This is a genomic window from Ignisphaera sp., assembly GCA_038735125.1.
Classification (GTDB): domain Archaea; phylum Thermoproteota; class Thermoprotei_A; order Sulfolobales; family Ignisphaeraceae; genus Ignisphaera.
In genome coordinates this window covers 112,410-126,770 of record JAVYNU010000005.1, presented here as the reverse complement: position 1 = coordinate 126,770, position 14,361 = coordinate 112,410, and the positions used below count along the sequence as shown (strand labels likewise).

General features: G+C 44.2%; 17 protein-coding genes. 10 read left to right on the top strand and 7 right to left on the bottom strand.

Annotation, left to right across the window (positions count from 1 at the left end; genetic code table 11):
• Positions 1–319: 319 nt before the first annotated feature.
• The 5 genes from QW284_06835 to QW284_06815 all read left to right on the top strand — a co-directional run bounded on the left by QW284_06835 (position 320) and on the right by QW284_06815 (position 4,592).
• The gene (locus tag QW284_06835) at positions 320–820 is read left to right on the top strand and encodes a hypothetical protein (protein MEM0339386.1); all 501 of its coding nucleotides are present in this window, start codon (positions 320–322) and stop codon (positions 818–820) included.
• A 74-nt stretch (positions 821–894) separates the two neighbouring features.
• The gene (locus tag QW284_06830) at positions 895–1,959 is read left to right on the top strand and encodes an SPFH domain-containing protein (protein ID MEM0339385.1); all 1,065 of its coding nucleotides are present in this window, start codon (positions 895–897) and stop codon (positions 1,957–1,959) included.
• A 12-nt stretch (positions 1,960–1,971) separates the two neighbouring features.
• Positions 1,972–3,075, top strand: coding sequence for a zinc ribbon domain-containing protein (locus QW284_06825; GenBank protein ID MEM0339384.1), 1,104 nt, complete (start codon positions 1,972–1,974; stop codon positions 3,073–3,075).
• 131 nt (positions 3,076–3,206) lie between these two features.
• Positions 3,207–4,043 carry a hypothetical protein gene (locus QW284_06820; GenBank protein ID MEM0339383.1) on the top strand — a complete coding sequence of 279 codons (837 nt, stop codon included), beginning with the start codon at positions 3,207–3,209 and terminating at the stop codon, positions 4,041–4,043.
• Positions 4,044–4,166: 123 nt separating this feature from the next.
• On the top strand, positions 4,167–4,592 hold the full coding sequence (locus QW284_06815; protein MEM0339382.1) for a hypothetical protein: 426 nt from the start codon (positions 4,167–4,169) through the stop codon (positions 4,590–4,592).
• 96 nt (positions 4,593–4,688) lie between these two features.
• Here the strand turns inward: QW284_06815 and QW284_06810 are convergent, their stop codons facing one another.
• The 4 genes from QW284_06810 to QW284_06795 all read right to left on the bottom strand — a co-directional run bounded on the left by QW284_06810 (position 4,689) and on the right by QW284_06795 (position 7,953).
• Positions 4,689–5,798 carry a M42 family metallopeptidase gene (locus QW284_06810; GenBank protein ID MEM0339381.1) on the bottom strand — a complete coding sequence of 370 codons (1,110 nt, stop codon included), beginning with the start codon at positions 5,796–5,798 and terminating at the stop codon, positions 4,689–4,691.
• A gap of 186 nt (positions 5,799–5,984) precedes the next feature.
• Positions 5,985–6,134 (bottom strand): hypothetical protein, encoded by a 150-nt coding sequence (locus QW284_06805; protein ID MEM0339380.1) that lies wholly within the window; start codon positions 6,132–6,134, stop codon positions 5,985–5,987.
• A gap of 253 nt (positions 6,135–6,387) precedes the next feature.
• A complete protein-coding gene (locus QW284_06800) occupies positions 6,388–7,800 on the bottom strand; it encodes a hypothetical protein (protein MEM0339379.1) in 1,413 nt (470 codons plus the stop codon).
• A 12-nt stretch (positions 7,801–7,812) separates the two neighbouring features.
• Entirely contained in the window at positions 7,813–7,953 is a 141-nt protein-coding gene (locus tag QW284_06795) for a hypothetical protein (GenBank protein MEM0339378.1), read from the bottom strand.
• 155 nt (positions 7,954–8,108) lie between these two features.
• Here QW284_06795 and QW284_06790 point away from each other — a divergent pair, with 155 nt between their 5' ends.
• Positions 8,109–8,939 carry a putative CRISPR-associated protein gene (locus tag QW284_06790; protein MEM0339377.1) on the top strand — a complete coding sequence of 277 codons (831 nt, stop codon included), beginning with the start codon at positions 8,109–8,111 and terminating at the stop codon, positions 8,937–8,939.
• Positions 8,940–9,110: 171 nt separating this feature from the next.
• On the opposite strand, the gene QW284_06785 is transcribed toward QW284_06790, so the two are convergent.
• Both QW284_06785 and QW284_06780 read right to left on the bottom strand, forming a co-directional pair.
• The gene (locus QW284_06785; GenBank protein MEM0339376.1) at positions 9,111–10,301 is read right to left on the bottom strand and encodes a hypothetical protein; all 1,191 of its coding nucleotides are present in this window, start codon (positions 10,299–10,301) and stop codon (positions 9,111–9,113) included.
• Positions 10,302–10,431: 130 nt separating this feature from the next.
• Positions 10,432–10,752, bottom strand: a complete 321-nt coding sequence (locus QW284_06780; protein MEM0339375.1) for a transcriptional regulator — start codon at positions 10,750–10,752, stop codon at positions 10,432–10,434.
• A gap of 148 nt (positions 10,753–10,900) precedes the next feature.
• Between QW284_06780 and QW284_06775 the strand changes: the two genes are divergently transcribed.
• Positions 10,901–11,749: a ferritin family protein gene (locus QW284_06775; GenBank protein MEM0339374.1), complete on the top strand. Its 849-nt coding sequence runs from the start codon at positions 10,901–10,903 to the stop codon at positions 11,747–11,749.
• Between the two features lie 560 nt (positions 11,750–12,309).
• A complete protein-coding gene (locus QW284_06770) occupies positions 12,310–12,576 on the top strand; it encodes an acylphosphatase (protein ID MEM0339373.1) in 267 nt (88 codons plus the stop codon).
• Positions 12,577–12,602: 26 nt separating this feature from the next.
• Here QW284_06770 and QW284_06765 read toward each other — a convergent pair whose 3' ends face one another.
• Positions 12,603–13,043, bottom strand: coding sequence for an archease (locus QW284_06765; GenBank protein ID MEM0339372.1), 441 nt, complete (start codon positions 13,041–13,043; stop codon positions 12,603–12,605).
• Positions 13,044–13,117: 74 nt separating this feature from the next.
• Between QW284_06765 and QW284_06760 the strand changes: the two genes are divergently transcribed.
• Both QW284_06760 and QW284_06755 read left to right on the top strand, forming a co-directional pair.
• Positions 13,118–13,708, top strand: a complete 591-nt coding sequence (locus tag QW284_06760; GenBank protein MEM0339371.1) for a nicotinamidase — start codon at positions 13,118–13,120, stop codon at positions 13,706–13,708.
• Positions 13,709–13,779: 71 nt separating this feature from the next.
• A complete protein-coding gene (locus QW284_06755; GenBank protein MEM0339370.1) occupies positions 13,780–14,325 on the top strand; it encodes an HTH domain-containing protein in 546 nt (181 codons plus the stop codon).
• Positions 14,326–14,361: the final 36 nt, after the last annotated feature.

The following is a 14,361-nucleotide window of genomic DNA, read 5'->3' as shown; positions in this document are numbered from 1 at the left end:
ATCCGAGCCTCTCTCCCATCTATAACAACATCCTTTACCTCAAGCATAAAACCACCACAACATTTTCCAATTTCCTAGCATACCACAATTTAAAAACCTTATTGTATGCTAGCCCACATCCATCAAATCCCTTAACCCCACACCTGCCTCAACTTCTACCAACCGTGTTTCACAGTTCTTCGTGATTTACCTCATTCTTATGACAGTTTCAGGTCAAAGATATCTGATGCATTTATATCATCACGATTATAGAAAATCCATAAGGGAGTAAAAATGTTTTTATATTGCTGTGTGTTTTTTGTGTTTTTGGGTTGTGTGTATGGTTAGGCGTGATGCATTATTGGAGAAGCTCCTTAATGTTTTGCCTGGTTTTCGTGGTTATAGGGAGAAGGAGCGTTTGAGGGAGGATGATAGGCTTGTTAGGGAGTATATAGTGGGGGTGTTGTCTGAGGCTATAAGGGATTTGGGGGAGGCTATTGCGAATATTGCTGAGTATGATTTTGGATCGGCTGAACTTTTTGATAGTATTTTGAGGGATCTTAGGGCTGTTGCTGATAGGATTAGGTGGGCTGAGCATGGTTATGCCCCCCATTTCAACATTGTTAAGATTCAGGAGGAGGATTTGGCTAGGATGAGGGAGGTTGATCTTTCTATTGTTGAGAATGCGGAGAAGATTAGAGAGTTTGCGGCAAGCGTTAAGAGGGATTCTATGCTTAGGAACCCTGTTAGGGAGAGGGTTCAGGAGCTAGTCAAGCTTATAGATGATGTGAGGGCAAAGCTCGTGGATAGAGAGAATATTGTTAGGGGCTGGATGCAGTAGCCGCTGAGAGGTTACACAAAGTTTATTAACGTTTCAAGATGTGTCTAGTCTAAGATCTATACTGGGTGTAGGATTTGGTTCTCAACAAGATTGGGAAAGGAATAGGCAAGGCGGGTAGCAAGATAAGCGGTTTCCAGCCTATACTTATCGAGTGGAAGGATGCCACACCAAATGATATTGTTTGGAGATACCCGGATGAGGTCATTCCGTGGGGCTCCACGGTCGTGGTTAAAGAGTGGGAGAGGGCAGTGTTCTACAGAGATGGCAAGGTCTATGGTGTTCTGGGCCCCGGCAGGCATGTTCTCGATACTCAGAATGTTCCGTTTCTACAAGGACTTGTCGAGGGGTTTTATGGGGAGAGCATATTCAGAGCCGTAATCATATTTGTTAATATCAATAGGTTGCAGGGTAAGTTTGGTGGTAAAAGCCAGACCGTTGAGCTAATACCAGTCAATTTCTATGGGGTCTACTACTATAGGGTTGCAGACCCAGCTCTGTTTGTTAACAAAGTTGTTGGACCTGACTCTAGATTCACTAGAGAGGAGCTTGACGAGTATATAAGGAGCTACTTCCTGAACAACCTCATGGCATTCATAAGCCAGTCTAGCATAAGAGACCTCTATATGAAAGCTGCTGAAGCTAGTAAGAGAGCTGCTATGGTACTTAGAAAGCCTTTTGATGAGATAGGGCTCATGCTTGAGGATGTCCAGTTCGAGGGTATAGATGTCCCGCCAGAGTATAGAGAGAGGATGTTCTGGTTGATGCAGGGAACATCAGCAGCCTATCTAGTACAGCAGGAGACTGCTAGAAAGTTTGCTGAAGCAATTGAGAAGACGCAGGCTGGGGGAGCAGCCTTCGGCGCAGGGGTAGTGGCCATTCCGTGGGCTCTACAGCCACCCCCACCACAGGCACAACAACAGCCAGCCACACAAGCCCCAGCTGCTGCAGCTGCGGGTGCCGCTACGACAGCTCCTCAACAGGGCTATGTGGCTAGATGCCCATACTGCGGCCAGGCACCTGTACCACAAGGAGCCAGGTTCTGCCCATTCTGCGGGAAGCAGGTGAAGTGGTGTCCCAATGGACATATAGCCCCGGCAGAAGCCAACTTCTGCCCTGTCTGTGGCAGCAAACTTGTATAGGTTAGGCAGTAAATGTCTCAAAGCTTTAGATGCAGCAACTGTGGGGCTCCTCTAGATGTTTCCCCAGAAACAATAGCTGTTGTGTGTAGCTACTGCGGCTATCTCAATTGGATTAGAGAGGATCTCAAAGAGGAGATTCTCGTTGTAAAACCCTTGGGCGAGAGAGAAATCCTTAAAAAGATAGAGGCTTTCGGCTCCCGCAAAAAACTTGGCCAAGTCTTTAAAGAGACCAACCTATCCAAACTCACGTTAGTGCTAGTACCATTCTACCTCGTTGATGTGTCTGCACAAGCCGATTACAATGCCAATGTTGTTGTCAGTATTAGGAAGTGTCGGAGAGAAAAGAATGAGGAGAGGTGTTGGACAGAATCTAGAAACGTGTTTGTAAAAGGGGTTTACGGATCATACAACGATATAGTGCCTGTTGCTGGTAGAAGGGGTAGCAACGTCTTATCTGTTAGAGTACTAGGGAAAAAATATGCTGTTAGCAGGGTAGAGGCGGTTCCTCTGGGCGAGGCCAAGCTAGATAAAAATGTGTGGAGGGGTATACTATCCATAGAAGTAGATAAGAAGACTGCCATGGACATAGCCCTCAACGAACATCTGAATAGATTGAGAAGCATCGTTACAGAGGTTATAAAGAGAGAGGCGGAGAGCAGGGTCAGGATGAGAGGAGAGCATGTAGTGGGTTCAACAATTCTATGGAAAAGAATAACGCCAATAAACGTGAAGGCAGCTACATCCAAACCAACCCTATTGCCAATGTACACAGCTGTCTACATGTATGGAGGCGGCATCTACAGGGTAATCCTCTGTGGATGGGATGGAGAGACAATAGCTTTTGAAAGGCCTATGAGAATGTCTGAGAGAATTGCCTGGGGAACACTATCAGCTATAGCCTCGGGGGTGTTGGGCGGCTTATCGGGTATGCTAATAATGGCCAACCCCATAGCCTCTTTACCACTTCTGGTGATAGGTGGGGTGGCCTCCTGGTACTGTATGAAAAAGGCTTTGACGCCTGTCAAAACAACTGTTGTAGAGCCCAGCCTCAGAAACCTGCTTAATCTTGGGCTTGCAATTCATGGGATCTCCAGTATATTGGGTGAAATCCTCTGAGCGAGGCAATAGACAAGGCTAGGTTTAGGTGTAGCTACTGCGGAGCAGAGATAGAGGTTCCCAAAAGCTATGTATATGCCACGTGCCCCTATTGTGGAACAACCTTCAGGCTTGATAAACCAGATGAGAAAGTGGATCATTATCTCTTTGCAGCCTCCATCGACAAGAACTCTGGGTACAGAATTGTGAAGGAGTTTGCCTCAATGCAGGTTGGGGCGGCAAGAGATATAGAATCTAACGCAGCTTTCGAATCCGCTTACCAGTACCTTGTCCCTCTATACCTATACGAAATCAATGTCAAGGCTATGTGCGTTGGAGAGTCGGAGAAGGTCGAAGAGGATAAGGTGGAGATGGATGTTCATGGAGGAGAAGAATTCGCCTACATAGTTACACACGCATCAAACTCTCTACCCATAGCCATACCAAACGACTACTCCTTCCCAGCCAGAAGCCGCACCTACTTCAAGCCATCCATCATCAAGGAGGGGATCTACCTGAACCCAACCCTCGATCCGGAGGTCATATTCAACAAGGTTAAAGAGCCTTATACAGAAAAAGCGGCTTCAGAGGCTAGAACAGCCTGTGGCTCGAGCTATAGATTAGTAGATAACTCGAGATATGTTGGAATAGCCCACTACCCCTTCTGGCTTGTAAAGTATAGGTACAGAGACAGGGTGTATACATCAATTGTTGACGCAGCAGATGACACAGTTGTATACCTAGAGTATCCTATAGATCCTGTCTCTAGGCTAAAGGGGCTGGCAGGAGGCGTAGCAGCAATGGCAGTTGCAGCCATTGTAGGGGGGCTAATAACAATGACCCTAGCTAATAGTACTATATATGGTGTTATTGGAGGGGCTCTAGCATCTGCACCAGCGCTTGCTGTAGCCCTCCAAAAGCTCCTGAGATCCAGAGCTGTTTACAGGTATAAGTTGTCAGAGGAGGCAGTCTTTGCACCAGTGAGATAGAGCTTCTCTTCTTTGAAATAAACTCCTTCTCTACTCCTTTAAACCTGTGTCAAGTCCTTCACAGCTCTAAAACAGGGTTAGATTTATATACTTTACATTTACTATATGCTAGAAGGTTGAAGTATGGGGGAGAGGCCAACAGCCGCCTTAATTCTATCTCTCATAGGGGGTGTGCTAATAGCTCTTGACGGAATAAGAGCAGAAATAGAGTTAGCCATTAAAGGTATTGATGTAGAATCCATAGAATCCTTGGCGCCAGGGCTGGCAGGTTTCATTAGAGGGGTGGTCATAGTCATCATCGCTCTAATAATAATAATCGGTATTGTAATTGTTATTGGTGCGCTGCAAATCAGATCGGGTATGCCAAAAAAGGTTAGGACGTGGTCCATGATAGTATTAATCTTATCCATAATAAGTCTATTCTTTGGTGGCGGATTCGTTATAGGATCCATACTAAGTCTGGTAGGCGGTATACTAGGTCTTGTGTGGAAGCCGAGCAAGGCCGAGTCGGCAATATCTACACCATCTCCTCAAGCACCAACAACATAGAACATATTCAAAAACAATTCATTTTTAATAACATTATTTTATTATTATCTTGTTTGGATCAATTAAAAAGTAGAATGATTAGTTTTGCAACTCTCGTTATTTTATCTTTCTCTTCTTTAGACCGTCTACGTATTCTGGTGTTAGTGCTTCTGCGAATCCTTTTACAAGTTTTATTGTGTTTATGGCGTCGTTTATGTCTGCTACCTCTACTGGTGAGTGTAGGTATCTTGTCGGTATTGATACTACTCCTGTTGGGACACCCTCTCTGTTTAGCTGTATTGCTGATGCATCTGTTGTTCCCCCTGGGAGAACCTCTAGCTGGTATGGTATTCCAAGCTTGTTTGCAACCTCTATGAGCTTGTCAACAATCTCTTTGTGTACTATTATCCCTGACGAGCCTCTACCATCAGCAATCTTTATCGCCGGTCCTTTCCCGAGTGCAGTTACCCACTCGCTTTGTGGTGTCCCGGGCAGGTCGTTTGCAACTGTGGTATCTATTGCTAGCGCTATGTGGGGGTCTATGGAGAAGGCAGTTGTTCTAGCGCCTTTGAGCCCAACCTCCTCCTGGACAGTTGCAACTAGATATACGTCAGCCTCGCTTTTCTCAATCATTTGAAAAGCCTTTATAGCCACTGCAAGCCCTAGCCTATCGTCGAACCCCCTCCCAGTTATCCTGTCAGAGCCGAGCAAAGTGACGTCCCTGTCAAAGGCTATCACATCGCCAACGTCTATACCCATAGCCTTCACCTCGTCCCTAGACCTGGCACCGACATCAACGAAAAGGTCCTTTATCTCGGGGATCTGCCTAAGCTCCTCAGGCTTGGCAGCATGAGGGGGCTTGAGGCCTATAACCCCTCTGTAGACCCTTCCATCCCTGGTCTTCACCAAAACCCTCTGAAAAACAAGAGCCCTCTCACCAACACCGCCAATAGGCTGAACACGCAGGAAACCGCTGTCCTCTATAAAGCTAACGAAAAGCCCGATTTCATCCATGTGGGCAGCCAACAAAAATCTGTAGACACCCCCACCACGCTTCAAAGCAATTACATTACCTAGGGAATCCACCCACAAACCATCGGCATAGTCCCTAACCAAATCGATGACCAGGCCCCTCACATCATGCTCCCTGCCAGACGGTCCAACAACACCACATAGCCTCTTAACCAACTCAACAAACTCGTTTCTATCAACATCATACCCACCCATACAAACCCACCAAACACATAATCAGTAAAGAAATAGACCGAGACATTAAAATCTTTTTTGAAAACAAGCATACAGAGCCATAGAAATGCTCAACATAGTTACATTACTGTGTAGAACAAGACCTGCAATCCCTATCTAAAGCTTTAGTACATCATGAAGTTAAATTGAATTTTTTTTAGGGAGATTCTAATAAACTCCAGACATGGTGTAGCACAGGTAATGGGGTAAAATTACATAGACATGGCCAAATACAGCTATTGAAAAGTTGTATATGACAAGCACATTGTATAGATCCTCATAAGCTATGCTAAAGAAACCTCCGACTACATCTAACATAAGAGATACCAATGTGTTTTGCGGGTCAAACGCTGAGATTGTAGCTAAGGCAAATGATATAACAACGTTCCACAAACCTGAGGAAATGCTGTTAGACATGCTAATGTTATTGGTGTCTGCAAAAACTGGTGTAGGGCCTTGTACAGTCTACACAATACTTTATTTTTCTACGACCCATATTGTTTGTTTTTCTGCTTGTGGCTTGGGGATTTAGATAAAAATAATTTTGGTTGTTGAGATTACTGCAATGTGTCTAGCAATTCTGTTTTCTTGCTGGTTTTGAGACGAGGTTTGTAATGGGCATGACTGTGAGTGATGCTGCCAAGGCTGGGACAAATGCGTAGTATGTCCATGGGAAGCTGAAGTGGCCGTAGGCGCTAACAGCGATTGCTATGGCAAAGCTTGTAACCATTGATGCTATAGCTCCTTCAGCGGTTGCTTTTCTCCAGTATAGACCGTATATGATCGGGCCTACCAGTGTTGATGATAGTATTGCTGTTGTTACACCAAATAGCGTTATCAGCATTTCTGGCGGTTTTAGAGCTAGGATCGTGGCTGTGGCCGCTAATGTTGCTGTGGTTAGGCGGAAGAACATAACATCTCTTTTTGTGTTGCCAATGAGGTTGCTTCCAAGCTTCTTCACAACATCTCTTAGTGTGTGGGTCAATGTGTTTATCAATGCTGATATTGTTGACATTGAAGCTGATAGTATCGCTATTATCATTAGAGTGTCAAAGCCTTTTGGCATGAGAGTCTTTGTTAGATAGATGAATGCGTGGTCCGGTTTAACGCTATCTGAGGATATTATGGCTCTTGTTGTAGCAGATGCTATGTCTAGTGAGAGGGTTAGTGTAGCGACGGTAGCTGTGGCCACAACTGTTGCCAGTTTAAGCGAGATTCTATCCCTTGCTGTTATGAATTTCATTACCAGAGCAGGGTTTCCAATGCCCATGAAGCCTAGGCTTAGGTAGAAAGAGAACATGGGTAATAGGTCTCTGTAGGGCCAGCTGGCTAGCAGAGGATCTATGCTTGAAAGCCTCTGCTGCAAATTCCCAATACCGCCAACACTAGCAAGAGATGTTACAGCTATTGCTATGGCCATGGCCAGCATGAAAACGGCTTGGATGCTCTGTGTCCAGACCTGGGCCAGATAACCTCCGAGGGCTATGTAGAGAAGTGTTGTAGCAGACGATATCAACAGCGACATCGTGTAGTCGAGGCCCATGGCCTCCAAGGCTCTTGCCATACCAATTAGCGCAGATATTGTATATATGTAGAGTCCGACGAAGGTTGTTAAAGCTGCTATAATGCCAGCCAAACTCGTCTTGTATCTAACCTCGATGAACTCGACAATAGATGAAAAGCCAAATCTCCTAGAAAATGCTAGCAGCCTTGGACCAATAAATATAAATGCTGCTAAGGTTCCCACAAAAACCACGAAAACATCTTTCCACAGCACCAGCAAACCATACTTCCATCCGATTGCAGTTGCGCCAACAAATATAACTGAGCTGAAATATGTTGTGAAGAACGATAGCGCTGTTGCTACACCACCGAAATTGAGTCCGCCGACATACAGATCACTGGCACTGCTAACCCTCTTAGCGGCATACACACCTATTAGAATCATAGCAAGAAGATAGGCAGATATAATAGCGATATCCACTATAAATGTGGATCACCCCATGCACAGATAGTCTTCTTTCAATTCCCTACCTTCTTTGACTGAGCCAACCCAGTAGTACGCCAAGGCTATGGCTACTCCCAAACAGTATAGTGCTATAGCCAAGGCAACATCTAGCGATACAATAGATACCACCAGCTAGTGGAGAGTGTGAATGGCGCAGAAATAAAAATTTTGTTGTGGCCCACCCATTAATGCTGGGACCTTTACAAAGACTCAATCCCTGCTTCGTTAGTCAAGCAATTTTTTAAGCTTTTATCGATGATTGTGTAGCTGAGAGAGGTGGTTTTGTGGTTAGTGCATGCTACATATCTCTTGTTGGAACATCGCTTTTAGGAAATTTCAACAGGGTTTTGGGGGCGAGGTACAAGTCTAGGTACCCCGATTTTGGGGAGTGGTACAGGCTTTCACCATCTGATGATAGGAACAGGATTCCTGATGGGAATGTCTGCAAAGCTTTGGAGGATCGCAGTCTAATTGGTGATATGATTAGCTTTGTTGTTAATGAGAGGGGGAGGAGTTGTGCTGAGGTAAACGGTGTTTTGGGTATACAGAGCGTTTTTGGGCATAGCCCAGGCGATGTCGAGATTGTTTTGCTGTACACCAAAACATGTACAGCTAGACTCGTTTCCAAGGTTCTTGTAGAGGCTTTTCAGAGACTCGGTTTTCAGAAGCCTCTTCTCATTGAGCTGAGCAAGATTGAGAGCGTCGACGAGTTTGACTACGGGCTTGTAGAGCTACTGGACAAGGTGTTCAGCATAGTCAGCGATAGGAGGTCGAGGGGTATGAGGATATACATAAACGCTACACCAGGGTTCAAGGCAGAGACAGCATTTATTGTGATAGCATCTATGCTTCTAGGGGTGGACGCAGCTATATATATCCACGAGAGCTTTGACTACCCAGTCATATTACCATCGCTGCCAATAGCGATTAGAAAAGAGGAGCTGGAGCCATTGCTCAAAGTATTCGACGAAGACAACTCTATACATATAAATGCCTTTGTCTCGGCATTGGGAGATTCAAAGCTTCGCGAATACATCGACAAGGGGATAGTGAGGATGAAGGGAGAGGAGGTTGCTATAAGACCCTGGATAAGATATTTGATCGAGAAAAGCTAGAATTTTTTCGAAAACCCTCTTTACTGAGATTCCAAACCCCAAAGCCTCTATCCATAGATGCGAATATAATGGTAATCAGGTATCGCTCCCCCAATCACCACTCAGCAAAGACCAATCCTCATCATCTTCTCGACAAATTTCATTTTTATAGATAAGGTTTTTACCTTATCGCTAATCTCCGCTCCGGCGCCTATATCTCGTTATCGCTGGTATCGATGCTATAGCTGTGGCTGACATGTAGAACACCACCTCAGGAGACTTCAAGACATCGGCAAGTAGACCGCCAATGCTTGTCGCTATCGCGGGGACAATGTTTTGTATTAGATATACTGTAGAGCTGTGCTGGATCCTGTTCTCCGGATCTACATCCGATATCATGTGGCTTATAATAGACATCCATATGCCTATCCCTCCAGCTCCAGCAACGAAAGCTCTTACTATTTGGAGTTCAACTGTTTTGAGTTGTGGGAATATCGCTGTTGATATAGCTGCCACTGCAATTGATATGCCTGCGAGAGATAGTGGATCTACTCTCCTAAGTACTTCGCTGAATGCTATAGGCATTAGAATGCTTGCCACAAAATTGGATATGTTGATTGCTGTTATCCATAGTTCGTCTCCCCCAAGCCTATAGATTATGTAGGGGGCTGTGAGAGCTGTTGGGAGGTTGAGTGCAAGATATAGAACGACTATGGCTATGTAGAATAGGGGGCTGGGTCTAGAACCCCTTCTCCCCACATCATCTATCTGCACAACATTTTTGTGAATATCTTTCAGCATTATGATGAGTGGCATATCCAGTAAGAATATGGTTGACACCAATAAGAACAGCCTGCCATAAGAGCGAACACCGGTTTCAAAAGCAAATATATAGCCAGCTATTATCGAACCCACCAAAGCCCCTAGAGTACCAAGCAAGCTGTCTAGGGCAACATATCTCGGCTTCCAATAATCTGGAACATTATCAGCTATATAATCTGTCCATACAATTCCTGCAACACTTCCGAAGAGACTGGCTATAGAGAGAACAACTGTTGTTGCATACAAAAGCTTGAGAGAACTGAGCACATTTGTCAGTACAACTATTGCAGCAACCATGTAGAGCACTCTTGATAGGACAACAGAAAGCTTGAACAAAGCAATTCTATGTTGCCTGAAAAACCCAGGTCTCTTCAACGCAACGAGAAAAGATATCGATGATGCGAATAGCGGTAGCGCATAAGAGGCTGAAACTTGTATGTAGTCGTCTGTTAGCCTAGATGCAAAGGCTAGTCTATAGCTCCATAGACCACCGAACCAAACGCCCCATAGAAAAGAATCTATAAGCAAGACCACTACAAAAAACATTCTGGATCTATCCAAATAGTCTTCACCCAAACACAACATCGATTATGTTTTGGTGAGCTGAAAGTAGATTGGCATTAGTTTCAAAGCTACAAAATATTGTATGCTGCACGGTTTAAAGAGTCTAAACGTGCCAAGGAGAGTCATATCACTGGACACTAGCTATGATGAATCTTGGTGGCTCTATCCACTCGCTTTTGCATCCTGGGCATCTAGAAGGCTTCCTAGGCTTTTCAAGATCCTTGAATATGTATCCGCATTTCCTGCACCTTGGCGGCATCATCAAAAGGGCTTTCCTATTGTTGCTTTCTCTCCTAATGCTCTTCGCTATATGCTCTAAATGGATATACACATCTTTCACATCTAGGCTAAAGATATTTGCTATTTCCTCAGCTGAAAGAGGTTTCCCAGCCTCCTCCAGGAGCCTGGCAATCCTCTCCCTAATACTCTCAAAAGTCTCTCCAGTCACATTTGAACACCAGCCTAGACTCAGTACTGCTTCGACTCTCTAAAAACATTTAATATATAGCTTTATTCATACAATAAGCTTTTCTTGTGCAAAAGCAAAAAGTGTTTTGGTAGCCCAATTGCCAACACGAAAAAGTTTGATGCTGAGAATGTGTATAGATGAGCTCGAATCCCACCACATATACAGAGCCTTGGCGAAAATGCCTTTTGTCAGCGAGAAGATGAGAAGTGCTTTGACTAGGGCTTCTGAGGACGAGTATAGACACTACATGTTTTGGAGGAGGTTTGCTGGGGACTGCAGACCGAGGCTGTTAACCCTAAGGTTGCTTGTCTACACATTTCTATTCTACATATATGGTTTAACAGTATTGATAAAGTTTATGGAGTCTAAAGAGAGTTTTGCAATAGATTCCTATAGGAAGATTGGGGAGGAGCATCCCAGTATACGAAATGAGCTGGCGAAGATAATCGAGGATGAGGAGAGGCATGAAACAGAGTTTGCAAACTCTATCGACGAGGCCAGGGTTAGGTACATAGGCTTTATAACGCTCGGCTTATCGGATGCTCTCATAGAGCTCACAGGAATTTACACAGGGTCTCTAGGGGCCTTCGAAAACACTATCAGCGCTGGCTTAACAGGGTTGCTAGCAGGTATATCAGCGTCTATATCAATGGCTGTTGCAGCGTATTCCCAAGCGAAGCAGGAGAGAAGGGAGAGGCCAGGGAGCTCAGCGCTCTACACATTCATAGCCTATATAACAGCCTCAATCCTATTGGCACTACCATACTTCCTAGCACCATCTATACACATAGCATTTGCAGCTATGATTATAGTTGCAATAGCTATTGTAGCCTACATGACATTCTATGTAGCGGTTCTGCAAAAAACAAGCTATCTAAGGGAATTCACTTTGAACACCGTATTGATATTTGGGGTTTCGATACTGCTATACATCCTGGGGTCCCTACTAGCAAAGACAGTGATGCCACTACATTAAAGAACAATGTGATGAATAAACATAGATTGCATATCTGAATAGATAACATCTAATATTCGCGTTCATCGCTTGTAGAAACTAGTACCATAGACATAATACAAAGTATAAATAAAATAATATAAAATTCATATGAACTGAACGTAATCATTTACGATCCCCAATAGTATTAATTTATCGGATACATCTTCTACCTTTTCATCTACGTCTATATGATGTGCACATGTTTCATCTTTCAACATAGTATCATGTAATCTTATTACTTCATTATAGGGAGTTATAAGCTTTAAATTAAATCGCAAGTCACTTGCACCTCACAATACTTTCTACTTTCTTATGAGTTTTTCACCAAGAAAGAGTAGAAACAGCTTACCAAGGTGATGCAAAAGGTTTAGAAATGGTTTATGTAGAACCTGGTCTACATTAGGTTGTGGTGGGAGGAGTATTCAGATAGTATTGGCGATACCAATTTTGATAATATTCTCATAGTTTGTGATAAAGATTTTTAAGCATTAGCAAATTCTTGTTGACCTTTAAGAGCTATGGTTTAGTGATTTGGTGTGGTGAAGGCTGTTAAGATTCGTGTTTATGGCGATGTTCAGGGTGTTGGGTTTAGAGGCAGAGTTAAGAGCATGGCTATGGTCTATGGGGTTTTTGGATATGTTAGAAATTTGCCTGATGGGAGTGTGGAAATCCATGTTGAAGGGTCTGAAGACAGGGTCGATGCCTTTGTGGAGGCTGCTAAAAATCTCAAGGAATTTGATGTATGGGAGATAGAGTTGTTGGAAACGGGTGTTATAGGGTATAACGACTTTGTCATAGTACCATAGACTCGGATTGCATGTAGATAAATGGTTTAGATGTCTACAACAAATGTTGCATACCATTTATTGTTTTCTTTCCAAATCTTCATCTCATTGTATGTAACTGCCTTGACAACAGTTCTCGGCTCGTGTTTGCCATGTTGAAACTCTTCTCCTCTTGCATATCCCTCTAAACAGATCATCTTCTCTTCATTGCTTTTCTCATATATTTTCGCCACTTTGAATTCTCCGAAAACAATGTTTTTGCTGTCATGATGGTAGAGCATCTCTTCTAGCCATCTGTAAAGCAGGTTCTCCATGTCATATCCACATACACTAACATGGATAGTCTCTCTTGGTTCAACTCTTGTGGTATCTGTAATGACTTCGAACATCGCTTTTGCCGCTTCTTCGAAAACAGCCTCCACGCTCTCTCCCCAGACCCTTATGAGCACATCTGCTGTGTGGCTCAAAAACTCGTAGCCCCTATCCATATTACCACCAATCTGTAGAAGCTATGCAACAAGAATTTTAAAGCTTGAAACAATATAAAATATTGGTGTCTCACGTGGCAAAACTCAAGATTCTGCCCACAGACGCTCTGATAATTGTTGACATGCAAAACGATTTCATGCCAGGCGGCGCCCTCCCAGTCCCCAACGCACTATCGATAATCCCTACGATCAACAGGTATATAGAGGTGTTTGAGAAGGCAAAAGCAGTTGTTGTTGCCACAAGGGATTGGCACCCACAAAACCACATCTCATTCAATACCAGGGGCGGTCCATGGCCGCCACACTGCATTCAAAATACATGGGGTGCTCAGTTCCACAAGGATCTGAAGCTGCCTAGAGACGCCATAGTGATTTCGAAGGCGTTCAAAGAGGATAAAGAGGCTTTCAGTGGATTCGAAGACACCGAGCTAGACGCTGTTCTTAGGCAGCGTGGTGTGAGGAGGATTTTTATGGCTGGTGTAGCCGCCGAGTACTGTGTGAAGGCAACGGCTGAAGATGGTCTGAGGCTAGGCTTCCAAGTGTTTATTCTGGAGGATGCTGTGAAGGGTATAAACAGCCCTCCAGGATCTGAGGAGAGGGCCATAGATGATCTTATAAGTGGAGGTGCTGTAGCTATAAGGATAGACGATGTTGTAACAGACTAGTCTGTGGCTAGTCGAGGTGAAGCACAAAGCACAAAACATTTCTAAGTGTATAGAGAGCATAGGGCAGAGACTTGAGTGGCGAGAGCATAGCCAGTAAAGTGATAGAGTATTTGAAGTGGCATCCAAATGCAAAACCATCTGAGATAGCAGACTATCTAGGTGTTAGCCCAAGGCTTGTCAGAGCTGTTCTGACAAGGCTGAGGGCAAAAGGTGTTGTGTCGAGGACGGAGAAAGGCTATGTGCTAAGGGTGGAGATGCCCGAAGCAGGTAAGGGTGAGGAGAAGGAGGTAGAGCAAAAACCATTAACAAACACCACAAAGATTGCTAGAGAGTATAGTATTGCGGTAGAGCCAAAGGATGTTCTATCCAGGTTGAGCGAACTGGAGAAGAGAGTAGAGTCTATAGAGAAAATCGTCAATGAGCTAAGGAACGCTATACAAAGCAAAGCAATAGACAAAAACGTGGAGAAGACAACATGTAAAGAAGTCTACGAAGCAATAGAGCTAGTGAAAATGGGTTTGGAATCCATTAGGCTGGGAGATCAGCACTCACTCGATTCAGTGCTAAACGAACTTGAAAACGTTCTAGAGAAGCTAAGAAAATGCCTAGTAAGCTAATCAGTGGGAGGAATGATCAATCACCGTTCAGTGCGA